This window comes from Trinickia violacea (assembly GCF_005280735.1).
Classification (GTDB): domain Bacteria; phylum Pseudomonadota; class Gammaproteobacteria; order Burkholderiales; family Burkholderiaceae; genus Trinickia_A; species Trinickia_A violacea.
On the sequence record NZ_CP040077.1, the window covers coordinates 2,911,097 to 2,932,561 of the forward strand.

General features: G+C 61.2%; 19 protein-coding genes, 2 tRNA genes and 1 pseudogene. 5 read left to right on the top strand and 17 right to left on the bottom strand.

Translation table 11 applies throughout. The features are described from left to right. Window positions 1-25: 25 nt before the first annotated feature. A pseudogene (locus FAZ95_RS13125) lies at window positions 26-271 on the top strand (NAD(P)(+) transhydrogenase (Re/Si-specific) subunit beta); the annotation flags it as partial. A gap of 112 nt (window positions 272-383) precedes the next feature. Here the strand turns inward: FAZ95_RS13125 and FAZ95_RS13130 are convergent. Beyond that, complete coding sequence (locus FAZ95_RS13130; protein ID WP_175425590.1) at window positions 384-1,271, bottom strand: phosphatidylinositol-specific phospholipase C; 888 nt, start codon at window positions 1,269-1,271, stop codon at window positions 384-386. Window positions 1,272-1,450: 179 nt separating this feature from the next. Between FAZ95_RS13130 and FAZ95_RS13135 the strand changes: the two genes are divergently transcribed. Then, the gene (locus FAZ95_RS13135) at window positions 1,451-2,470 is read left to right on the top strand and encodes a LacI family DNA-binding transcriptional regulator (RefSeq protein WP_137332862.1); all 1,020 of its coding nucleotides are present in this window, start codon (window positions 1,451-1,453) and stop codon (window positions 2,468-2,470) included. Between the two features lie 157 nt (window positions 2,471-2,627). Here FAZ95_RS13135 and FAZ95_RS13145 read toward each other — a convergent pair whose 3' ends face one another. Further along, the gene (locus FAZ95_RS13145; RefSeq protein WP_137332863.1) at window positions 2,628-3,530 is read right to left on the bottom strand and encodes a LysR family transcriptional regulator; all 903 of its coding nucleotides are present in this window, start codon (window positions 3,528-3,530) and stop codon (window positions 2,628-2,630) included. A 171-nt stretch (window positions 3,531-3,701) separates the two neighbouring features. Here FAZ95_RS13145 and FAZ95_RS13150 point away from each other — a divergent pair, with 171 nt between their 5' ends. After that, a complete protein-coding gene (locus FAZ95_RS13150; RefSeq protein WP_137332864.1) occupies window positions 3,702-3,836 on the top strand; it encodes a DUF3563 domain-containing protein in 135 nt (44 codons plus the stop codon). Window positions 3,837-4,054: 218 nt separating this feature from the next. Here FAZ95_RS13150 and ugpB read toward each other — a convergent pair whose 3' ends face one another. Next, window positions 4,055-5,380 carry a sn-glycerol-3-phosphate ABC transporter substrate-binding protein UgpB gene (gene ugpB, locus FAZ95_RS13155; protein WP_137332865.1) on the bottom strand — a complete coding sequence of 442 codons (1,326 nt, stop codon included), beginning with the start codon at window positions 5,378-5,380 and terminating at the stop codon, window positions 4,055-4,057. Between the two features lie 117 nt (window positions 5,381-5,497). Next, window positions 5,498-6,697 carry a porin gene (locus FAZ95_RS13160; protein WP_137332866.1) on the bottom strand — a complete coding sequence of 400 codons (1,200 nt, stop codon included), beginning with the start codon at window positions 6,695-6,697 and terminating at the stop codon, window positions 5,498-5,500. Between the two features lie 455 nt (window positions 6,698-7,152). Here FAZ95_RS13160 and FAZ95_RS13165 point away from each other — a divergent pair, with 455 nt between their 5' ends. Continuing rightward, window positions 7,153-7,980, top strand: a complete 828-nt coding sequence (locus FAZ95_RS13165) for a MetQ/NlpA family ABC transporter substrate-binding protein (protein WP_137332867.1) — start codon at window positions 7,153-7,155, stop codon at window positions 7,978-7,980. Window positions 7,981-8,087: 107 nt separating this feature from the next. On the opposite strand, the gene FAZ95_RS13170 is transcribed toward FAZ95_RS13165, so the two are convergent. Next, on the bottom strand, window positions 8,088-8,972 hold the full coding sequence (locus FAZ95_RS13170; protein ID WP_217497397.1) for a hypothetical protein: 885 nt from the start codon (window positions 8,970-8,972) through the stop codon (window positions 8,088-8,090). 354 nt (window positions 8,973-9,326) lie between these two features. Between FAZ95_RS13170 and FAZ95_RS13175 the strand changes: the two genes are divergently transcribed. Continuing rightward, entirely contained in the window at window positions 9,327-9,965 is a 639-nt protein-coding gene (locus FAZ95_RS13175) for a lysozyme inhibitor LprI family protein (protein ID WP_137332869.1), read from the top strand. Window positions 9,966-10,090: 125 nt separating this feature from the next. Here the strand turns inward: FAZ95_RS13175 and FAZ95_RS13180 are convergent. From FAZ95_RS13180 to FAZ95_RS13240, 12 genes are all read right to left on the bottom strand, one after another. Continuing rightward, window positions 10,091-10,167 (bottom strand) — tRNA-Pro (locus tag FAZ95_RS13180). A gap of 53 nt (window positions 10,168-10,220) precedes the next feature. After that, entirely contained in the window at window positions 10,221-10,658 is a 438-nt protein-coding gene (locus FAZ95_RS13185; protein WP_137332870.1) for a MerR family transcriptional regulator, read from the bottom strand. A 48-nt stretch (window positions 10,659-10,706) separates the two neighbouring features. Beyond that, the gene (locus FAZ95_RS13190; RefSeq protein WP_137332871.1) at window positions 10,707-11,117 is read right to left on the bottom strand and encodes an integration host factor subunit alpha; all 411 of its coding nucleotides are present in this window, start codon (window positions 11,115-11,117) and stop codon (window positions 10,707-10,709) included. 66 nt (window positions 11,118-11,183) lie between these two features. Continuing rightward, on the bottom strand, window positions 11,184-13,616 hold the full coding sequence (gene pheT / locus FAZ95_RS13195; protein WP_137332872.1) for a phenylalanine--tRNA ligase subunit beta: 2,433 nt from the start codon (window positions 13,614-13,616) through the stop codon (window positions 11,184-11,186). A gap of 115 nt (window positions 13,617-13,731) precedes the next feature. Beyond that, window positions 13,732-14,745 (bottom strand): phenylalanine--tRNA ligase subunit alpha, encoded by a 1,014-nt coding sequence (gene pheS, locus FAZ95_RS13200; protein WP_175425591.1) that lies wholly within the window; start codon window positions 14,743-14,745, stop codon window positions 13,732-13,734. Window positions 14,746-14,932: 187 nt separating this feature from the next. Next, on the bottom strand, window positions 14,933-15,292 hold the full coding sequence (gene rplT, locus FAZ95_RS13205; protein ID WP_004192938.1) for a 50S ribosomal protein L20: 360 nt from the start codon (window positions 15,290-15,292) through the stop codon (window positions 14,933-14,935). A 29-nt stretch (window positions 15,293-15,321) separates the two neighbouring features. After that, window positions 15,322-15,519, bottom strand: coding sequence for a 50S ribosomal protein L35 (gene rpmI / locus FAZ95_RS13210; RefSeq protein WP_004191477.1), 198 nt, complete (start codon window positions 15,517-15,519; stop codon window positions 15,322-15,324). 221 nt (window positions 15,520-15,740) lie between these two features. Next, a complete protein-coding gene (gene infC, locus FAZ95_RS13215) occupies window positions 15,741-16,265 on the bottom strand; it encodes a translation initiation factor IF-3 (protein WP_136898272.1) in 525 nt (174 codons plus the stop codon). A 49-nt stretch (window positions 16,266-16,314) separates the two neighbouring features. Further along, a complete protein-coding gene (thrS, locus tag FAZ95_RS13220) occupies window positions 16,315-18,222 on the bottom strand; it encodes a threonine--tRNA ligase (RefSeq protein WP_137332873.1) in 1,908 nt (635 codons plus the stop codon). A gap of 325 nt (window positions 18,223-18,547) precedes the next feature. Next, window positions 18,548-18,624 (bottom strand) — tRNA-Val (locus FAZ95_RS13230). A gap of 145 nt (window positions 18,625-18,769) precedes the next feature. Then, the gene (locus FAZ95_RS13235; RefSeq protein WP_137332874.1) at window positions 18,770-21,004 is read right to left on the bottom strand and encodes a RelA/SpoT family protein; all 2,235 of its coding nucleotides are present in this window, start codon (window positions 21,002-21,004) and stop codon (window positions 18,770-18,772) included. Between the two features lie 41 nt (window positions 21,005-21,045). Then, complete coding sequence (locus FAZ95_RS13240) at window positions 21,046-21,399, bottom strand: RidA family protein (protein WP_137332875.1); 354 nt, start codon at window positions 21,397-21,399, stop codon at window positions 21,046-21,048. Window positions 21,400-21,465 lie beyond the last annotated feature (66 nt).

Here is a 21,465-nt window from a genome sequence, read left to right on the forward strand (position 1 = left end):
CGCGTAGTCCGACGGCCTGTTCGTCGTCTCGATGGTCATCAGCGCCAACGATATCGTGAACCCGGCGGCACAGGACGACCCGGCGAGCCCGATCGCCGGCATGCCGGTGCTCGAGGTCTGGAAGGCGAAGACATCGATCGTGATGAAGCGCAGCATGGCATCGGGGTACGCCGGCGTGGATAACCCGCTCTTTTACAAGGACGACAACCGCATGTTGTTCGGAGACGCGAAACCGATGTTGAGCGAGATCTTTGGGACGCTGAAGGCCTGAGCGCGGCAACGCGCTCGCAGCGAATGGCCGGACTCCGCTGTCGAGCGATTTGGGCACGATATGTTATCGGCCCGCAACGTGTACGTGAGCGTCGCCACTAGGTATCAAGCACTCAGGCGCTCAATGCGTTGTGAGCCGCCAGCGCGCGCACCAGTGCCCAGTCTCCATGCTCGCAAAAGTCGATTAGCACGGTCCCGCATGGGCCATCGTGACTGGCAAGCCGTTTGACAAACCGGTCGTTCATTCCCTTGATTTGCGTATCGCCGCATGCCACCACATGCGGGTTGGCAGCCATCCCGGTGCCGCTGCAGAAGTTCACCACCCAACGGTGCTCGCTGGCGCGCGGCGTGCGCGCCAGCAGCGCGTCGATCACGCGCCATTTGTATTCCATCGACACGCGCACCGGCACGCGGAATTCGTCCTGAATCGCGAAGGCGGCGCCCTCGATGTCCAAATCGAACGTCGAGTTGTCGGGCCATGCCGAGAGATCGATGCCGAGCGGGGCCGCGCTTTCGAAGCGCCGCAGCAGCACGATCGAACCACGCACGTCGGCCATGCGAGGAATCGTATTATCCAAGCGCCAGTTCGCGCGTGGATAGCGCTTCACATACGCTGCGAAGGTTTGCGCGAAGGTGCGCGTGCAGGCGTGCGTACCGCACTCGTCCTTCACCGACATCACGATGCACTCACGTGGGTGGCGGTCGAGGAACCTCGCGCAGGTTTCGATCACGTCATCGAACATCAGGCCGAGCGCGATACGCGCGTGATTGATGTGAAATACGTCGCCTTCGTGCCGACAGCGAATATCGAGCACGCGGACCCCGTGCTCCAATTGCGCTTCGAGCGTGGCGCCTTGCGTCTTGGCCAGCGGATCGTCGACCGTGTAGGCGCAGGTATCGTGGCTGCCAGGCAGAGTCAATCGATTCAGGTGAATCTCGTCGGGCAATGCCGACATCCAATCGCTGAGCTTCGGTTCGTCTGTGTGGAAAACATGGCTCATTTTCTTGCGCCTCCTCGAGCATCGCTAAACACATTCAAGCGTGTTCCCTTGCAACCTGAAAGTCTCGTCATCGTATGAGATCGTTTTCAATCAGAAAACTTCAATACGGCGAGGTTTTACGCGCATCCCGCCAAACGAGTTGCGGTAAGCTTATTGGCATCACGTTTTTCCATCAAGAAATGACTCAAAAACACAATCCATGGGTCACGGCGTCTGAAGTCGCACGCCGTGCCGGCGTGTCGCGCTCGGCGGTTTCTCGAGCCTTCACACCCGGTGCGAGCATTGCCCCCGAAACGCGCGAACGCGTTCTGAAAGCGGCAAATGCGATGGGATATCAGGTCAACATGATTGCACGCGAGATGATTCAACAGCGCAGCAGTCTGGTGGGTGTCGTGACGGCCGGCTTTGAAAATCCGTTTCGCGCGCGGCTGCTCGCCGATATTTCAATTGCGCTGACGCGCAACAATCTTTCGCCGCTCGTCATGAACGCAGAAGACCCGGCGCAAATCAAGCACTCCATGGAAATGCTGCTTAGCTACCGGATCGCCGGTGTCATCATGACCTCGGCGTCGCCGCCGCTCGATCTCGCGCGCCAGTATCTCAAGTTCAAGGTGCCCGTTGCGATGATCAATCGTGCGGCGGATCTCGACGCAGCCGACGTGGTCGTCAGCGATAACGCAACGGGCGCGGCGATAGCCGCGCGCATGCTGCTCGAGACAGGCGCCAGCCGTCTCGCCTTCATCGGCCCGTCCAAGACGAGCCACAGCGGCAAGTCACGCCGCGATGCCTTCGTGCGAGCGTTGAAAGCGCGTCCAGGAAAGCGTAGCGCCACGGTCACCACGATCGTCACGCCCGCCGACGACTACGCCAGCGGTGCAAACGCCGCGCACGAACTGCTGGCCAAAGCGCCCCTGCCCGACGGCGTGTTCTGCTCGAGCGACCTGCTCGCGCTCGGCTTCATCGATGTGGCGCGGCAGCACTTCAAGCTGAAAGTTCCTGAAAACATCGCCGTAGTGGGTTTCGACGACATCCCCGCTGCCGGCTACGAGAACTACGCACTTTCGACGATTCGGCAGGATACCGAAAGACTGGCCAGCGTCGCGGTGGAGATGCTGATGGAAAGGATGTCTTCCTTTCGCGGTGCATCGAGGGTACGCGCGGTGCCGGTGTCGAGCGTCGTGCGCCGCACCTGTGGCTAGGCCGCGCTCAGCCGGGAGAATCGCCTTCATGTCCGTATCGGCATTTGTCGTTGAGGTTCCCGCTGCCGAGTCGCTAGTGGGGGAATTGCGCAGCCGCTTTGATGCCACCTCCAATCCAGTATCGAGCGTGCCGAGGGGCTGCTCCGTCGATATTTGGCTAACCGAGGAGCCGCGATGCCGTCCGGACGATTTCCTCGATGAACACCTTGATCGTTGGGTGGTTGCGCTCGCCAAGGCGATAAGCGACGTAAATCTTGCGGCGAACCTCGGGCCTCAGCTTGACCCATGTCACGCCGGCCGGCAGCCGCGCCAGCCTCAGTCCGGGGACCATCGACACTGAGCAGCCGGCGGCCACCATGGCTCCCGCCATCTCGAATCCACGGCATTTGGCGTTGATCCTCGGCTCGTACCCGGCGCGGCGGCATAAATTGGTGAGAATGTCGCCAAAGCCGCTCCACGTCGATTCGATGGCCCAGGTTTCATGCCGGAGGTCGGCTACGCTCACTGACGGCCTTTTGCTCAGCGCATGATCGGCCGCGACTGCGATGTAGAGCGCATCCTCCGCGACCGGTACCACCTCCACGCTTTCTCGACTATCGCCCATCGCAATCGAGAGGTCGTCGATCAGGGCAATGTCCGTTCGCCAGGACCTCAACGCCGTCAGCCCCTCAATCGGATCGAATTCTTCAAGAACGATCTCCAGGCGCGGATAGGCGTGCTGCAACGCCTTGTATGTCTCGGGCAGCACCGCCGACGCGATCGACGGAAACGCCGCGACGCGAAGCTCGCCGGCTATCTCGCGCCGTAGCTCGGCTAATTCCGAACGAGCCTCGTCCAGCACAACCATGACTCGTTCGGCGTAGCCCACCAGCGCCTGTCCGGCGGGCGTAAGCCTCACCCCGCGGCCAATGCGCTCCGTGAGCTTGACACCGGCCTCCTCCTCCAGTTGCGCGATCTGCTGCGAAACCGCCGACGGTGTCAGGAACAGGGCCTCGGCGGCTGCCGCCATCGTGCCGCACCGCGCCAACTCCAGCAGCGCCCGAAGACGCCCGACTTCCATGATCTGTACCCTCGAAGAGGCATCAATATTAAACAGAATTTCTAATGTATTAGATCAAAAAAGATAAGTATACATGCGCATATCCATTGCCTACGATTGAGTTGCAGATCGGCGCCGGAGAACAACATCAAGACAGAGGCGCCCCACTCGAGCAACCTCTTGGAGATTGTCATGCTTGCCTTTCTTTTCACGCAGATTAGCCACTGGTTCGAGCACATCGAACAACAACGCAACGACGAGTTTCTGCTGGGCGCACGAGACCTGGCCGAACTTGAACGCCGGATGCGCTTGGCGGAAAGAGACTGACTGTCTGCGAGGTAGCGTTATTTGTCTCTGTCGGGAGTCGCTAGGTATTCGCGCATGCACTGGGCCGATCCACCAACGCCGGTGACATAGCCGAGTGCGCACTGCTGTTACCGTCTGCCATCGACGACCCATTGCAGGTCGGATCGAAAAAAAGCGGCCACGCAGATGCGCGGCCGCCAAACGGAGAATCCGGCTCGCTACGAATTCAAGCGGGCAAATTAGTTTTGCTGCTGCTCGAAACGACGCAGCAATTCGTTGCCGCGTGAGACGGCCGCGTCGAGACCTTGCTGCGGCGTCTTCGTACCAGCCCATACCTGTTCGAGCTCTTCGTCGATCACGGTGCGGATCTGCGGCATGTTGCCGAGACGCAAGCCTTGCGTATAAGGAAGCGGCGGCTTGTTCAGCATCTGCTTGATCGCGGTCTCCGCGCCAGGGTGGCTCGCGTAATAGCCTTGCTGGCTCGCGAGTTCGTAGGCGGCCTTCGTCACCGGCAGGTAGCCGGTGTCTTCATGCCATTTGGCGGCGACCGCCGGACTCGACAGATAGGCGAGGAATTTCGCCACGCCCTTGTAGACCTCAGGATTCTTGCCGGCCAGCACCCACAGGCTCGCTCCGCCGATGATCGCGTTTTGCGGCGCGCCCTTCACCGAGGCGTCATACGGCATCATGCCGGTGCCGAAGTCGAATTTCGCCGACTTGCGTATCGTCGCCAGTGCGCCCGACGAGTTGGTGACGATGCCGCAGTCGCCGCTGTAGAACTTCGAGTTCGCTTCGTCCTTGCGGCCCGCGTACGTGAACGTGCCCTGCTTCGCCATGTTGGCGAGGAACTCGATGTGGTGCACCTGTAGCGGCCGATTGAATTCGAGCGCCGCGTCTGCGCCGTCGAAGCCGTTGTTTTTCGAGGCGAAAGGCGCGCCATGCCAGGCGCTGTAATTTTCGAGCTGGACCCAGCTCTGCCAAGCCGTCGCGAAGCCACATGCCATGCCGCTCGCCCTCAGCTTGGCAGCATCGGCGGCTACTTCGTCCCAGGTTTGCGGCGCACGATTCGGGTCGAGGCCCGCCTTCTTGAAAGCGTCCTTGTTGTAGTACAGGATCGGCGTCGAGCTGTTGAACGGCATCGAGATCAGCCGGCCGGTCTTCGCCTCGCTGTAGTAGCTGCCAATCGCCGGAACGAAAGCCTGGCTGTCGAGCGGCACGCCGGCGTCCTGGAAGACCTTCCACACCGGCACGATGGCTTTCTTCGCGCCGATCATCGTCGCCGTACCGACCTCATACACCTGCAGGATGGCCGGCGCATCGCCGCTGCGATAGGCCGCGATGCCCGCGGCCAGCGTCTGGTCGTAGTTTCCCTTAAAAACCGGCACGATCTTGTATTCGCTTTGCGAAGCGTTGAAATCGTTGGCGATGGCGCTTACGCGCTCGCCCAGCGAAGCTTCCATCGCATGCCAGAACTGAATTTCCGTGGCTGCCTGCGCGGCATGGCCGGCACACAACGTCAGGCCCGCCGTCGCCGCGGCCTGACGGATCCATTTTGCTTTCAACATGTCTCTGTCCCAATCCCGTTGACCTTCCCGCGCGCCTGGGCGGCACTCGTCGCAGGCGCGCTCCGAAAGGTGCGCGGGCGCGGCGCGAAATCGCCGCGCCCGCAATGGCAGCGTGTTTTAGAACGTGTGGCGCACGCCGATACGCACGAGAGTCTGCGTATCGCCCGCCGACGAGATGCCGTTCGCCACGTCGCCGATCGACGCCGTGGCGTTGATGACGTTGCCGTATTGATCAAGCGTTTTGCCGCTCGCCTTCTGATAGCCGACCAGACCGTACAGCGCCGTGCGCTTCGAGAGGAAGTAAAACGACGACAGGGTGAACTGGTTGTACTTCGGCCCCGACTGCCCTTCGACCGCGCTCCCCGCGGTGTAGTCGTAGCCCGCCGCGACACGCAGCGTGGGCGTAGCCTCCCAGGACGCCGTCAAGCCGGCCGAGTTGAAGGTTTCCTTGCCCTGAAAGAGCGAGAAGCTACTGGCCTTGTATTGCGTGTTGCTGTATGACACGCCGAGTGTCACCGGCCCGATCGCGTACTTACTCGACGCCGCGATGATCCGCTGATACTGCGCGGTCGCGAAGCCCTGGTTGATCGACGACGCGAAGGTGCCGTCATACGCGCTGGTCCACGTGCCGCCCGTCGAGCCGTAAGCGTTGTTTGCCACCAGGTACGCCGCGCCGATCGCGAACGGGCCGTTCACGTACTGGCCGCCCAGGCTCCACGTGCTCTGGTTCTTCTCGCTGCCGGCCTGGTTGCCGAAACCGTACAACGCGCCGAGCGTCAGACCGCCGAACGAGGGGCTCGTGTACTTGAACGAGTTGTTCTCGCGCGACTGGTTGTCGATATTGTCGAGGTCGCCCGGGTGGGCGCCCATGCCGGTCAGGAAGCTGGTCGGTCCGATCGAGCCGACGAAGTCGACGATCGGGTCGTACTGGCGGCCCATCGTCAGCGTACCGAACTTCGTGCTCGTCAGGCCCATGAACGCCTGACGGCCGAACTCACGGCTGCCTTGGCCCAGCTGGCCGGTGCCGATATTGAAGCCGTTTTCGAGCTGGAAGATCGCCGCGAGGCCGTCGCCCAGATCTTCCTTGCCCTTGATGCCCCAGCGGCTGCCCGACCAAGTGCCGCTCGTGAAGGTGTAGGCGGACTTGCCGACCAGCACGGCGGGCGTGCCCGTCTTGCCAGCCGTGCTCACCACGGCCTCATTGCTCGTGTAACCCAAGCCCGCATCGACGATGCCATACAGCGTCACGCTCCCCTGAGCGTGGGCCGCCGCGCAAATCCCGTTAAGCGCGACCAGTGCGAAAAGTGACTTTTTCATCGTTGTACTCTTGCTTCCACCCGTTAAGAATCCAGCTTTGATCCTGCGTTGCACACGTGTGCAACGCAGGGCGAAAAAAAGAGGCGTTATGGGACCACGCCTCTGTCTTTTTGCTCCCGTGCACTACACACGGTGCCGATTCGTTATTCTGAATCTGCGCGCAGTATCGAGAGATTCCGTGAATCGTCTATGACAACCTTGAGCCTGCCTCGGAATACCGGCAAGCCGGGGCGAATTGATTCGCAAGGCAAAGGAAATTCCTACCGGATATTCAGGTTTGACTGACTACCTCGGCCGTGCGCGCCGCGAGCGCCTTGCCCGCTTCATTCCAGCACCAGCGCGAGTCGAACTGTGCATATCAGCGCCGTTGCGATATCGATCGAACAGAAAAGCGTTTGTCCAATGGCGCGAGCTTCTCTAGGATCACGCCATCTTCAACCCTTGACTCGTAACACATGAACAAGAGAAAACTGTTGGGAACCGTGCTGACCTCCATCGTGGTGGGCTGGGGACTCGCAAGCGCGCAGCTCTCGCTCGCGGCGGATCAAACCGTGCGTGTCGGGATCATGTCGGGCGAGGACGAGGACGTATGGCGCGTCGTCTCGGCGAACGCCGCGAAGCATGGCCTCACTGTCAAGGTGACGACGTTCTCCGACTACACGCAGCCGAACGAGGCGCTCTCACAGCACGATCTCGACGCGAACTCGTTCCAGCACAAGCCCTATCTCGACGCGCAGATCAAGGCGCGCGGCTACAAGATCTCGCCGGTGGGCTTCACCTACGTGCAGCCGATCGGCCTCTACTCGCACAAGGTCAAGTCCGTTGCGGCCCTGCCGCAAGGCGCGACCATCGCCGTGCCCAACGATCCGAGCAACGAGGGCCGGTCCCTGTTGCTGCTGCAGGCGCAGGGGCTCATCACGCTGAAGCCCGACGTCGGCCTGCTGCCGACCGCGCGCGACATCGACAAGAACCCGAAAAACATCCACATCAAGGAGCTCGATGCGGGTATCGTCGGGCGCGCGATCGACGACGTGGACGCCGCCGTCATCAATACGGACTGGGCGATCAAGGCCGGCATCAAGATTCCGCAGGAGCGCATCGCGCGGGAAGCCGTAAAGGGCAATCCGTATCGCAACTTCCTCGCGGTCAACGAGAAGGATGCGAACGCGCCGTGGGTGCGTACGCTCGTGGACGCCTATCAGCAGCCCAACGTCGCCGCGGAAATCCTGGCGGTGTACCACGGCGCGACGCTGCCCGCCTGGAACGGGGCGCCACAACAGTAAAAAGCGACGCGCGGCGCGGAAGCCGGCCTCCCCTCCATCAACGTCGCAGTCTCCGTGCCCGGCCATGAGCAAATCCGGGCGCGGCAGTGATCGCCTTGCCATCCGCATCAGAACGAATATCCGATGCCGATCAGATACCACTGCTCCGTGGTCTTGGAATCCGGCTCGTAGTAGTTCCCGACCGTGTTCGACATGCCGTAGTTGAAGCGCGTGACTTGATAGCTGGCATTGATATGCAGATGCTTGGTCACCGCATAGTCGAGGCCGAGCATCCCCGTCACCACCGGTTTGGCGCCGAGGTTGAAGGTTCCGCCGACGATGCTTGCCGTCATCTTCGCGCCGAAGGTGCGGCCTACACTCACATCGGCGCTGCCGACGAGCCGCGACGTGAACGCGTACTGTCCGATGAGGCCGGCGCTGACGGTCTGGTGGCGATAGTGCTCGTAGTAGCCGTATTGATCGTCGCTGCTGTCTCGGACCCAACTGTGATAGCCGTAAGCGATGTACGGGATCAATTGCGCGTCGCCGAACGGCGAAACCAAAAACGCGCGGCCGAGCTTGATCGAGACGTCCGCGGTCTTGTCGTGCGTCGTGCTCTGATAGGGATACAGATTGCCGAGCGAGTCCTCCAAGTAGCCGTCGTAAGCCGTCGAGCCCGCGGCATAGCTGACCGCCGCGCTCAGGTAGACGTTCGTCAGGCCCAGCACGGAACCCTGCCTGACCGCCGCGATGCGGTACGCGAGCTGCGTGCCGGTTTCCGAGTCGAGCGGGTCCACGGTGGCCGTCGATTCCGTGTAATCGAGCCGATGGCCGCCGATCGAAACAGATACCTGATTGTTGGCACTCGGAAGCGCACCGGCGCCCGGCGCCTCGTCGGCATGGGCCGGGCACGTTGCTGCAACAAGGCATAGTGCGGCGAGACAGGACGGAAGAGTGAGACGTTGCTCGATGGCGGAACGTTGATGGGAGATTGGCTTCAGTGATGCGCACATACGCGTGATATCGACCTCGGGTAGACACGTGGCGCAATTTTTCCATGGCACATCGACGAAAACACGACCTTCGTTTGGATAACTACTTACCTTCTCTATCGGCAAATTAGTGGTCCGGCGCGATTCCCGCACACGCGCGGCTCGAAATCGAAACGCATCCGTGCGGCGGCGCTGTCTTGCTCGCCTCGAAAGACTTGGTAAGACCTCTCCCAAAACCCTCCACAGATCGAGGCTTTCGGACGGCTCGCCGAGGCTTAATCTCACTGCCGTCGGATACCGACGCGCAACCTCCCCTCGACGGGCATGCCGCCCTGCGCGTCGCTCCGCCCTTGGGCTTACCAACGAGAGGTTGCTATGGTCGCTAACCACGACAAAGTCTCAGTCCGTCGTCTGCTTCGGCACAAAACCGCGCCGCTTTTGCTGGCGCTCCTCGCAGCGGGAGCGATGGCGCCCAGCGCGTTCGCCGTGAGCTTTCGATGTCCGCACAACGGATCGGTTTCGGAAAAGCTGATCTGCAGCGATCCGAACCTGTCGTCGCTCGATGACAAGCTCGCCATCGTCTACAAGCGCGCGAAGGACGCCGCCCCTTCCGCCGAGGCGATCGAGGCCGACAGGGTCGCGCAATGGCAATGGCGCCAGCGCAATTGCAAAGACAAGGCGTGTCTCTCGGACTGGTACCAGCGACGCATCCGCGAACTGGAAGCCGATTTCGCGCACGGACTAAGCGTCGAAGCGGCGAATCTGGCCGCGAACATGGCGGACCAGAACATCGTCCCGGCGGCGCGGCCGGCCGTCCTCGAGATCAAGGGCCTGGGCAAGGCGCTGAGCGAGCCTCCCGCCGACCACGGCTCGCATGACGGCGCAAAGCCGGCGCCCTGCACGTTCAAGGAGAACTCGAACAACTGCTTGGCGTCGAGCGCCCATCAGGCCGTGCTCAATCTGGAGAAGAGCCGCCTGGAGAAAGCCAGCGTGACGACGGAAGCCAAGAAGTAACGGTACGGCAATCGAGCGCGAAGGATGCAATGGGCGCATGTCGCGCCCTTCACGAATGTGTATGCCAAAACGAAAAGACCGGCTTTCGCCGGTCTTCCGTAACAAGCTAAGTGCTTGATTTTACTTGGTCGGGGCGAGAGGATTTGAACCTCCGACCACCTGCACCCCATGCAGGTACGCTACCAGGCTGCGCTACGCCCCGAAAGCGTGAAAGTATAACAGACACTTCCACCGATTAGAACCATCACCTCACAACTAGCGCCGCAACAGATCGATCACACTCAGCAGGTCCTTGCGCAACTGCTCGACGTTGACCTCTTTGCTTGAAGACGTCGAAGAAGACACCGCGCCAGTCGCGGCAACCGGCTCCTCACTCGGCGCAGCAGCAGTAGCAACAGCAGCCGCAGGCTCATCGATCACCGCCCCATGCGAATCGAGACGATTGCGCGCACCGTTGATCGTGAACCCCTGCTCATACAGCAGCTCGCGAATCCGCCGAATCAGCAGTACTTCATGATGCTGGTAATAGCGACGATTGCCCCGCCGCTTCACCGGACGCAACTGCGTGAACTCCTGCTCCCAGTACCTCAACACGTGCGGCTTCACGCCGCACAGTTCACTGACTTCACCGATCGTGAAGTAGCGCTTCGCCGGAATCGGAGGCAAGACGACTTTTTCGACCGTCGTTGTCATCGTCAGTTAACCGTCGTGTTGAGTTGCGCGGGAAACGCGCTGCGTGTATCAGCGCGCGAAGTTCTCTTCAGCGCCGTTTTCGACGAGCGCCTTTAACTTTTGACTTGCATGAAACGTCACGACACGGCGCGCGGCGATCGGAATCGCCTCGCCGGTCTTCGGGTTGCGACCGGGACGCTGCGGCTTGTCGCGCAACTGGAAGTTGCCGAAACCGGACAGCTTCACGCTGTCGCCGCTTTCGAGCGCGTCGCGAATCACCTCGAAGAATGCCTCGACCATGTCCTTCGCTTCACGCTTGTTGAGCCCGACATTGTCGAACAGCAACTCGGCCAGCTCGGCTTTGGTGAGCGTCGGCGCTTCAGCCGAAGCGCCGGCGGGTGATGTCGGAATGTCGCGAATCATGGCGCTACGCTGCGCCGTAAGAAGGGCTTCGAAATCACTCGAGTTCATTTCGTTCATATCAATTGATGGCGCGTTACACGAATACCGGACAATGCAGGAACAACCTTAAGAAGTCGTCCGCGCTTATCCACGCAACCGTGCGCCATAGACTCGAGCCAAGCGATCCACCAGGGTTTTGACGGCCAGATCGACCGTTTCGTCCTGAAGGGTACCCGCAGTATCTTGCAAGGTTACCCGGAACGCAAGGCTTTTCTCATGGGCTCCAAGCCCACCAGAAGTATTTGATTTTGCACGAAATTCATCGAAAAGTGCAACCCTCTGGACAGACTTGCAAGCGTCCTCGGAAAGCGCCTTTTGCATCTCGTCGAGCAGTGCCTGAACCTCGATTTTCTGGTCCACGACGACCGCGATATCACGCCGCACCGGCGGGAATTTCGATACCTCGGCAGGCGTCGGCAGCGAACGCGCGATCAGCGCATCGGCGTCGATCTCGAACAGGATCGGCGCGTTCGGCAGGTCGTATTTCTGCATCCAGCGCGGATGCAGTTCGCCGACCCAGCCCACCGCGCGGCCATCGAGCTCGATGCGCGCGCTGCGTCCCGGATGCAGCGCCGGATGTTCGGCCTTGACGAAACGTGCGACGCGCGGCGCGAGCAGCGCCTCGACATCGCCCTTCACGTCGAAGAAATCGACTGCGCGCGAGCCCGCGCCCCATTGCTCCTCGACCACCGGACCATAGGCGAGCGCACCGATGCGCTTCGGCTGCGCATAACCCTCGACAGCCAGCTCGCCCGCTTTCAGCGACGGATCGTGCAGGAACACGCGCCCCGCTTCGAACAGGCGAATACGTTCCGCGCGCCGGTTCAGGTTATGGCGCAGCACGTTGATGAGGCTGCCGAACAGCGTCGTGCGCATCACCGAAAGCTGGCTCGCGATCGGGTTCAACAGGCGCACCGGGTTGTCGTTGCCCGCGAAGTCCTGCTCCCACTCGGCATCGACGAAGCTGAAGTTCACCGTCTCGGCATAGTCGCGCGCGGCGAGCTCATGACGTATCGTGTGGATCGAGCGCTGCGTTTCGTTGGTCGCGCGCATCTCGCTCGCGGCCACCGGAGGACGCGCCGGAATCTTCTCGAAGCCGTAGATGCGCGCGACTTCCTCGATCAAGTCTTCCTCGATTTCGATATCGAAGCGATACGGCGGCGGCGTCACGGCGAAGGTATCGCCATCGCGCTCGAACTGCAGACCGAGGCGCGTGAAAATCTGCGCGATCTCGTCGGCGCCGATTTGCACGCCGATGATGCGGTTCGCACGCGCGACACGCATCTTCACCGGCGTACGCTGCGGCACGTTGACGGTCTGATCGTCGACCGGGCCGGCCTTGCCGCCGCAGATGTCGAGAATCAGCTGCGTGATGCGCTCGATGTGCTCAACGGTCGTCGAGTAGTCGACGCCTCGCTCGAAGCGATGAGCGGCGTCGGTCGAGAAGTTGTACTTGCGCGCGCGGCCGCGGATGCTGTCCGGCCACCAGAACGCGGCTTCCAGGTACATGTTCGTTGTGTCGAGCGAGACGGCCGTGCTGTCGCCGCCCATGATGCCCGCGAGGCTTTCGACGTGGCGATCGTCCGAGATCACGCCGACCGTTTCGTCGAGCTCGACCGTGTTGCCGTTCAGCAGCTTCAGCGACTCGCCGCGACGGCCCCAGCGCACTTCCATCGCGCCATGAATCTTGTCGAGATCGAACACGTGCGACGGACGGCCCAGCTCGAGCATCACGTAGTTCGAAATATCGACGAGCGCCGAGATGCTGCGCTGGCCAGAGCGCTCGAGGCGCTCGACCATCCATTGCGGGGTCTTCGCGCGCGCGTTGACGCCGCGAATCACACGTCCCGAGAAGCGGCCGCACAGATCGGGCGCAACGATCTTCACCGGCAGGACTTCATCGAGCGAAACGTCCGCGGGCTTGAATTCGGGCGACTTGAGCGGGGCGCCGGTAATGGCCGACGTCTCGCGCGCCACGCCGAATACCGACAGGCAATCGGCCTTGTTCGGCGTCAGCTTGATTTCGAAGATCGCGTCGTCGAGGTTGAGCGTCTCGCGAATGTCTTGGCCGATCGGCGTATCTTCCGGCAGGATCAAGAGGCCGCTATGATCTTCGGACAGCTTGAGTTCCCGCGCCGAGCACAGCATGCCCTGGCTTTCCACGCCGCGCAGCTTCGACAGCTTGATCGCGAACGGCGCACCGCCCTCTTCCGCCGGCGGCAGTTGCGCGCCGACCAGCGCGACGGGCACCTTGATGCCAGGCGACACATTGGGTGCGCCGCACACGATGTTCAGCGTCGCGCCGGTGCCGGCGTCGACCTGACACACATTGAGCTTGTCCGCATCGGGGTGCTTGACCACTTCCAGCACGCGGCCCACGACGATCTTCGACGTCGGCGGCGCAGCCGGCCGCAGACTTTCGACTTCGAGGCCTGCCATCGTCAGCGCATGCGACAGCTCGTCCGTCGTCAGTTGCGGGTCGACAAAGGTTCTCAGCCAGGATTCAGGGAATTGCATGGATGTCTACGTTCGAAATGGGTTATGTCCACGTCCGGCTCAATGCTTGACAGTCCGCCGGAACACAGCTCGCGGTGCGCTTCGCGTTTGGCGTGCGCACCGCGCTCGGCTCGCGTTATGCAAACTGGCGCAAGAAGCGCAGATCGTTTTCGAAGAAGAGCCGCAGGTCCTGCACGCCGTAACGCAGCATCGTGAGCCGCTCCAGACCGCTGCCGAACGCAAAACCGATATAGCGTTCCGGGTCCAGGCCCATATTGCGAATCACGTTCGGATGCACTTGTCCGGAGCCCGAAATTTCGAGCCACTTGCCGGCATTCTTGCCCTCTTCGAACATCATGTCGATTTCGGCGGAAGGCTCGGTAAACGGAAAGTACGACGGACGGAAGCGCACGAGGATATCGTCGCGCTCGAAGAATTTCTTGAGGAAGTCGCTATAGACGCCCTTCAGATCCGCGAAGCTGATGTTCTCTTCGATCCAAAGCCCTTCGACCTGGTTGAACATCGGCGAATGCGTCGCGTCGCTATCGACGCGGTAGGTGCGGCCCGGCACGATCACCTTGATCGGCGGCTTGTTCATGCGCGCATAGCGCACCTGCATCGGGCTCGTGTGCGTGCGCAGCAGCAGTTGACGCCCCTCGGCATCCTTGCCGTCGATGTAGAAGGTGTCCTGCATCGAACGCGCCGGATGGTTTTCCGGGCTGTTCAATGCGGTGAAGTTGTACCAGTCGGTTTCGATCTCAGGGCCGTCGGCCACGTCGAAGCCGATCGAACGGAAGATTTGCTCAACGCGCTCCCACGTGCGCATCACCGGATGCAGACTGCCGGCGCCGGCGCCGCGCCCGGGCAGCGTCACGTCGATCGCCTCCGCGGCGAGGCGCTGATTCAAGAGCGCGTCAGCGAGCGCTTGACGGCGCGCCGTCAGCGCGGCCTCGACCTGCTGCTTCGCGACGTTGATGCGCGCGCCTTCGGTCTTGCGCGCCTCGGGATCGAGCTTGCCAAGGCCCTTCAACAGCTCGGTCAATACACCCGACTTGCCGAGAAACCGCGCCTTCTCGTTTTCGAGCGTGGTGACATCGGCGGCGTGTTCGAAAGCGCTTTGCGCATCGGCGACAATCTGGTCCAGATCCATTGATCCCATCATTTCAACGTCATTGAAAAGTGACACGTACTCGAGCACGCAGACCCGAGCGGCGAACACATGCGAATTCGTTCATACCAACAAAAAAGGGGCTCGGTGAGGAGCCCCGTTTTTGTTGCAGCGGCACCGAGACTACCGGATCTTCGCTGCAACGAACCACGCAGTGCTAATTTCGCAATTAGGCTGCAACGGCGGCTTTCACCTGCTTCACGATCGCAGCAAAAGCAGCCTTGTCGAACACCGCCATATCAGCCAGCACCTTGCGGTCGAGTTCGATCGACGCCTTCTTCAGGCCGTTGATGAACACGCTGTACGTCATATCGTGCTGACGCACCGCCGCATTGATACGCGTGATCCACAGTGCGCGGAACACACGCTTCTTGTTGCGGCGATCGCGGTAGGCGTATTGGCCAGCGCGCATGACCGCCTGCTTGGCGATGCGATAGACGTTATTGCGACGGCCGCGGTAGCCCTTCGCAAGGTTGATGATCTTCTTGTGGCGGGCCCGTGCGGTAACCCCACGTTTAACTCGAGGCATGTTTCGCTCCTATGAGTATCGGTTAAGGGTTAGGCGAACGGCAGCATCGCGCGGACGGAGTTCAGATCGGAATCATGAACTGCCGTGGCGCCGCGCAGGTGACGCTTGTTCTTGGTGGTTTTCTTGGTAAGAATGTGGCGCTTGAAGGCTTGACCGCGCTTGACGGTACCGCCCGGACGCACCACGAAGCGCTTTGCAGCGCTCTTCTTGGTCTTCATCTTAGGCATGACGAACAACTCCAGTTTATTAGATGGCGATGGGTGTGCGGTTGGCTGAAAGCCCTTGACCCGCCCTTCGAAACCCAGTCCACTTGTGTGCAGCAAGCCGATCGTGCCGGCTGCCGCCTTTTCAGGAAAAGAGCCCGAAATTCGGGCTCTTAACCGAAACCTGCCAGTTACTGCTCAATTCTGTACAACCGATGGCGCGCACCACACGGCGCGCTGCCCAATCACTTCTTCTTCTTCGGGGCCAGCACCATGATCATCTGGCGCCCTTCCATCTTCGGCATCTGCTCGACCTGACCGACTTCATCGAGGTCGGTGCGCAGGCGCTCGAGCATGCGCATGCCGATTTCCTGGTGAGCCATTTCACGGCCACGGAAACGCAACGTGATTTTCGTCTTGTCGCCGTCTTCGAGGAAGCGAACGAGGTTACGCAGCTTGACGTTGTAGTCGCCGTCATCCGTGCCAGGGCGGAACTTCACTTCCTTGACCTGGATGACCTTCTGCTTGAGCTTCGCCTCGTGTTGCTTTTTCGCTTCCTGGTACTTGAACTTGCCGTAATCCATCAAACGGCAAACGGGCGGCACCGCCTGCGGGGCGATTTCAACCAGATCCACGTCCTGCTGTTCCGACAACCGGAAAGCTTCGGCCAATTTCACGATGCCGAGCGGTTCGTTCTCGACTCCGACCAGACGCACCTCAGGTGCAGTAATTTCACCGTTGATGCGATGCGACGACTTATCAGTAGCGATGTTACGTTTCCTCTAAAAATTAAAAAAACGAGCCGCGCTGCCGGATGGCTTACTTGAACGCCTTTACGTCTTCAGACAGGCGCTCAACGAAGGTGCTGATCGGCATAACGCCCAGATCGACACCGCCACGGGCACGCACGGCTACCGTTTGTGCATCACGCTCTTTGTCGCCGACGACAAGCAGATACGGCACTTTTTCTAGCGTGTGCTCCCGTATTTTATAGCTAATTTTCTCGTTGCGCAAATCGACCTCGACTCTAACCCCTTGTTTTTGCAACGATTGGGTCAGATTTTGCGCATATTCGGCCTGACTTTCCGCAATATTCATCACGACGACCTGCACCGGCGCGAGCCACGATGGCATCGCACCCGCATGGTGCTCGATCAGAATTCCGAGGAAACGCTCCATTGATCCGACAATTGCCCGGTGCAGCATCACCGGCCGGCGGCGGCTGTTGTCCTCAGCCACGTACTCGGCGCCGAGGCGCTCCGGCAGCACCATGTCGAGCTGGAGCGTGCCGCACTGCCACGAACGGCCGAGCGCATCCTTGATGTGGTACTCGATTTTCGGGCCGTAGAACGCACCCTCGCCCTCGAGTTCTTCCCACTGGAGGCCGCAGGCGGTCAGCGCGTCGCGCAACCCTTGCTCGGCGCGATCCCAGATCTCGTCGGTACCCGCGCGCTGCTCGGGGCGCAGCGACAGCTTGATGTCGATCTTGTCGAAGCCGAAGTCCTTGTAGACGCTCATCGCGAGCGTGTTGAACTTGATCGACTCGGCGATGAACTGCTCTTCGGTACAGAAGATGTGAGCATCGTCCTGCACGAAGCCGCGCACGCGCATCAAACCGTGCAGCGCGCCCGACGCTTCATTGCGATGGCATGAGCCGAACTCGGCGTAGCGAAGCGGCAGATCGCGATACGAACGCAGACCGTGCTTGAACACTTGGACGTGCCCCGGACAGTTCATCGGCTTGATCGCGTAGTCGCGCTTTTCCGATTCCGTCGTGAACATGTTTTCACGATAGTTCTGCCAGTGACCGGACGCCTCCCACAGCGAGCGGTCCATGATCATCGGCGTCTTGATCTCGAGGTAGCCGTCGTGGTTCACGCGACGCCGCATGTATTGTTCGACCTGCTGCCACAGTGACCAGCCCTTCGGATGCCAGAACACCATGCCCGGCGATTCGTCCTGCATATGGAAGAGATCGAGTTGCTTGCCGAGCTTGCGGTGATCGCGCTTTTCCGCCTCTTCGAGCATGTGCAGGTACGCGTCCTGGTCTTCCTTCTTCGTCCAGGCCGTGCCATAGATGCGCTGCAGCTGCTCGTTCTTCAAGTCGCCGCGCCAGTACGCGCCCGCAACCTTCATCAGCTTGAAGACCTTCAGCTTGCCGGTGGACGGCACGTGCGGGCCACGGCACAAATCGGTGAAGCCGCCATGGGCGTAAAGCTTGATTTCGTCGCCGGCCGGGATCGACTCGATGATCTCGGCCTTGTATTTCTCGCCGATGCTCTTGAAATAGTCGACGGCCTCATCGCGCGAGACGACGCGGCGCGACACCGGCTCGTCTTTCTTCGCGAGTTCCTGCATGCGCTTTTCGATCTTCTCGAGATCTTCGGGCGTGAAGGGACGCTGATAGGAGAAGTCGTAGTAGAAGCCGTTGTCGATCACCGGACCGATCGTCACTTGCGCTTCGGGATAGAGATCCTTCACCGCGTACGCGAGCAAGTGCGCCGTCGAATGGCGAATGATGTCGAGACCGTCCGCATCTTTTTCGGTAACGATCGCAAGCGCCGCATCGCGATCGATCAGCGTCGACGTGTCGACCAGCTCGCCGTCGAGCTTGCCGCCGAGCGCGGCCTTCGCGAGACCGGGGCCGATGGAGGCCGCGACTTCGGCAACCGTCACCGGATGATCGTACTGTCGAACCGAACCGTCAGGCAGACGTATCGAAACCATTGTGTTCTCCGAAATGCCCGCACAAGGCGGTACATGAAACAGCGTGTTGGCAACAAGAATTCGCTATCAGCCAGCAAGCAGCGGACTCACAGCGAATAGGCGACCAAATAGCGGCGGCGTTGCATGAGACAAAAAAAATGCGGCCCCGCTTTCGAGGGGCCGCATTCACATTTCAGCAAACTACAGGGCGAAAGAGGTCCTCGACTAGCGTCGCTCCGAAGTAACTTCGGTAAACGTTCGCGGTGTCATAACCGTATTCGCCTTTTGCGCCGAGGCGCTTTCTGCGTTTCTTTGAAACCCCGGCGAACCGGAGTTTCGATTTCGTTGGTAGGCTCGATTGGACTCGAACCAACGACCCCCACCATGTCAAGGTGGTGCTCTAACCAGCTGAGCTACGAGCCTGAAGAAGCTGAAATTATATGGAGCCCATCGATACTTGGCAAGCACTTTTATGCATCGACATTAAAAAAGTTATCGCGTGCTGTTCGAGGCTTGAGTCGATGAATGTTTCTGCGACGTGACGCTAGTCTCGATCACGCGCGCACGCTCACGATTTGCGCGACGCACGCACGACGCCGCTCACCTCGCCAAGCAGTGTGCACGCACGCTGCACTTGCGCCGCGTTCGACACCTCGACGGTGAACTGCATGAACGCGGCGTTGCGACGACTCATCGTCTTCACGCCGATCACATTCATCTTCTCGCGAGCGAAGACTTCGGAGATGTCACGCAAGAGTCCTTGGCGATCCACCGCTTCGATCGCGAGATCGATCGGGTAGACCGACGAGCCGCGCCCACCAAGCACATCGGCGGACCACGCCGTCTCCAACACGCGCTCGGGCGCGCGTGCTGCCATCCGCTGAAACGTCGCGCAATCGCTGCGATGTATCGACATGCCTTTGCCACGCGTGACGAAACCGCTAATGGCATCCGGCGGCGCGGGCCGGCAGCAGCGCGCGAGCTGAGTCAAGAGCGCGTCGACGCCGACGACAAGCACGCCCGCCGACGCACCGTGCGCAACGCTCGCCCCGCTGCTGCGTTTCTCGAAATGCTCGGGCGCCTCGACCTCGGGCTCGGGCGGCGGCGCGTCGGAGAGCGCCTGTTCGATGTTGCGCAGGCTGAACTCTTCCTTGCCGACGACGTTGAACAGATCGTCGGGCGCCTTGAAGCCGAGCTTCGCGGCGAGCTGATCGAGATTGACCGATGTCCGGCCTTCGCGCTGCAGCGTCTTTTCGACCAACGCGCGTCCGGCAGCGATGTTCTCCTGCAATTCGATCGCGTTGAACCACGCACGCACCTTCTGCCGCGCCCGGTGGCTTTGTAAATATCCGAGCTGCGGATTGAGCCAGTCGCGCGAAGGCCCGCCTTCTTTCACGGCGACGATCTCGACCGTCTGACCGTTGTGCAGCGGCGTGTTGAGCGGCACCATTGCGCCTTCGACGCGCGCACCGCGGCAACGGTGACCCAGCTCGCTATGCAGGTGATACGCGAAATCGACCGGCGTCGCGCCTTGCGGCAATGCGATCACGCGCGCCTGCGGCGTGAGCACGTAGATGTGATCGTCATCGAGCGTCGCCTGACGCAGTTGCTCCCATGGTTTGCTCGCGCCCCGCTCGCCCTCGGCGACGTCATCCTTCCACGCGAGCAACTGACGCAGCCACGCGATCTTCTCGTCGTATTTTTCGCTTGCAGTGACCTGGCCGCCATAGCCGCGCGCTCCCGCTTCCTTGTAGCGCCAGTGCGCGGCAACACCATATTCTGCGAACTGATGCATCTCCTGCGTACGGATCTGCACTTCGAACGCGCGGCCGTCATCGCCGATGACCACGGTATGCAGCGATTTATAGCCGTTCGGCTTGGGACGCGAGATGTAATCGTCGAATTCCTTCGGGATCGGCTGCCACAAGTTGTGGACAATGCCGAGCACGGTGTAGCAATCCTTGATGTCCGGCACGATCACGCGGAATGCGCGCACGTCGTAGAGCTCGGCGAAATCGAGCTCCTTGCCGCGCATCTTGCGCCAGATGCTGTAGATATGCTTCGGCCGCCCGCTGACGTCGGCGCGAATGTTAGCGGCAGCCAATTCTTGCTGCAGCCGTTCGATCGCGCTATCGACATAGGTCTCGCGCTCCACGCGCTTTTCGTCGAGCAGCTTCGCAATGCGCTTGTACGTATCGGGATCTTCGAAGCGAAACGCGAGATCCTCGAGTTCCCACTTCAACTGCCAAATGCCGAGCCGGTTCGCGAGCGGCGCGTAGATCTCGAGCGTCTCGCGCGCGACGTCAGGCCCCGGCGACCGCTTCGCCGCCGCGTAGTAGCGCAGCGTCTGCAAGCGCGACGCGAGGCGGATCAGCACGACCCGGATGTCCTGCGCGAACGCGAGCAGCATCTTGCGCAACGCCTCGATCTGCGCGCGGCGCGCGGCCTGCGCATCGCGCCCGGCCTCCGGCAAAGCGCTTTGCGCCGCGCGCAGGCTGACCGTGCCGAGGCGCAGCAGCTTCCTCACATCGCCGACGAGCTGCGCCACCTCTTCGCCGAAGCGCTCGGCGATCACGTGCTCGGGATCGTCGAGATGCGGCGTCAGCACGAACAGTGCGGCCGCGAGCACGGCTGGCGGGTCGACGTTCAGCGTGCGCATGATCGCCGCGGTCCCGGCGGCGTGATCGGCAAGCAGTTCGCCGGTCGAGAGCAGCACGTCGCCGGCGTGCTCGCGCACGAACGTCAACGCGTCGTCGAACGACGGCGTCGGATTCGTTTCGGTCGTGACGGTATCGGCATTCATCGTGCAGGACTACGCAAGCAAAAACTCGAACTCAATGCGGCTCAATCCCGCTGGGCGGCCACGACCACGATTTCAACAAGGCACTTCGGATTGGCGAGCTTCGACTCGACGGTCGCGCGCGGCGGCGTCGCGCCGGTCGCAACCCAGCCGTCCCACACGGCGTTCATGCCGCTGAAGTCCACCATGTCCGACAGATAAATCTGCACCGACAGCAGAAGCGACTTGTCGCTGTTCGCTTCGGCAAGCAAGCGGTCGATATGGCCGAGCACTTCGCGCGTCTGGCCGCTGATGTCCTGCTCCGTGTCGTCTGCGATCTGGCCGGCGAGATAGACCGTGCCGTTGTGAATCGCGATTTCCGAAAGACGCGCGCCGACGTGGTGACGAATGACTGCCATGGAGTGTCCTGAATGAATGAGGATGCGTTGATCGAAAGTGGCCGCGGGAACAGGGTCATGTCGTCC

Coding starts and splice junctions, on each gene's coding strand:
- FAZ95_RS13235 (WP_137332874.1), bottom strand. CDS start 21,004: ATGAATGCCGATACCGTCACGACCGAAACGAATCCGACGCCGTCGTTC.
- FAZ95_RS13130 (WP_175425590.1), bottom strand. CDS start 1,271: ATGAGCCATGTTTTCCACACAGACGAACCGAAGCTCAGCGATTGGATG.
- thrS (WP_137332873.1), bottom strand. CDS start 18,222: ATGGTTTCGATACGTCTGCCTGACGGTTCGGTTCGACAGTACGATCAT.
- pheT (WP_137332872.1), bottom strand. CDS start 13,616: ATGCAATTCCCTGAATCCTGGCTGAGAACCTTTGTCGACCCGCAACTG.
- FAZ95_RS13170 (WP_217497397.1), bottom strand. CDS start 8,972: ATGTGCGCATCACTGAAGCCAATCTCCCATCAACGTTCCGCCATCGAG.
- FAZ95_RS13190 (WP_137332871.1), bottom strand. CDS start 11,117: ATGAACGAAATGAACTCGAGTGATTTCGAAGCCCTTCTTACGGCGCAG.
- ugpB (WP_137332865.1), bottom strand. CDS start 5,380: ATGTTGAAAGCAAAATGGATCCGTCAGGCCGCGGCGACGGCGGGCCTG.
- FAZ95_RS13240 (WP_137332875.1), bottom strand. CDS start 21,399: ATGGCAGTCATTCGTCACCACGTCGGCGCGCGTCTTTCGGAAATCGCG.
- rpmI (WP_004191477.1), bottom strand. CDS start 15,519: ATGCCTAAGATGAAGACCAAGAAGAGCGCTGCAAAGCGCTTCGTGGTG.
- rplT (WP_004192938.1), bottom strand. CDS start 15,292: ATGCCTCGAGTTAAACGTGGGGTTACCGCACGGGCCCGCCACAAGAAG.
- FAZ95_RS13160 (WP_137332866.1), bottom strand. CDS start 6,697: ATGAAAAAGTCACTTTTCGCACTGGTCGCGCTTAACGGGATTTGCGCG.
- FAZ95_RS13150 (WP_137332864.1), top strand. CDS start 3,702: ATGCTTGCCTTTCTTTTCACGCAGATTAGCCACTGGTTCGAGCACATC.
- FAZ95_RS13185 (WP_137332870.1), bottom strand. CDS start 10,658: ATGACAACGACGGTCGAAAAAGTCGTCTTGCCTCCGATTCCGGCGAAG.
- FAZ95_RS13165 (WP_137332867.1), top strand. CDS start 7,153: ATGAACAAGAGAAAACTGTTGGGAACCGTGCTGACCTCCATCGTGGTG.
- FAZ95_RS13135 (WP_137332862.1), top strand. CDS start 1,451: ATGACTCAAAAACACAATCCATGGGTCACGGCGTCTGAAGTCGCACGC.
- FAZ95_RS13145 (WP_137332863.1), bottom strand. CDS start 3,530: ATGGAAGTCGGGCGTCTTCGGGCGCTGCTGGAGTTGGCGCGGTGCGGC.
- FAZ95_RS13175 (WP_137332869.1), top strand. CDS start 9,327: ATGGTCGCTAACCACGACAAAGTCTCAGTCCGTCGTCTGCTTCGGCAC.
- pheS (WP_175425591.1), bottom strand. CDS start 14,745: ATGGATCTGGACCAGATTGTCGCCGATGCGCAAAGCGCTTTCGAACAC.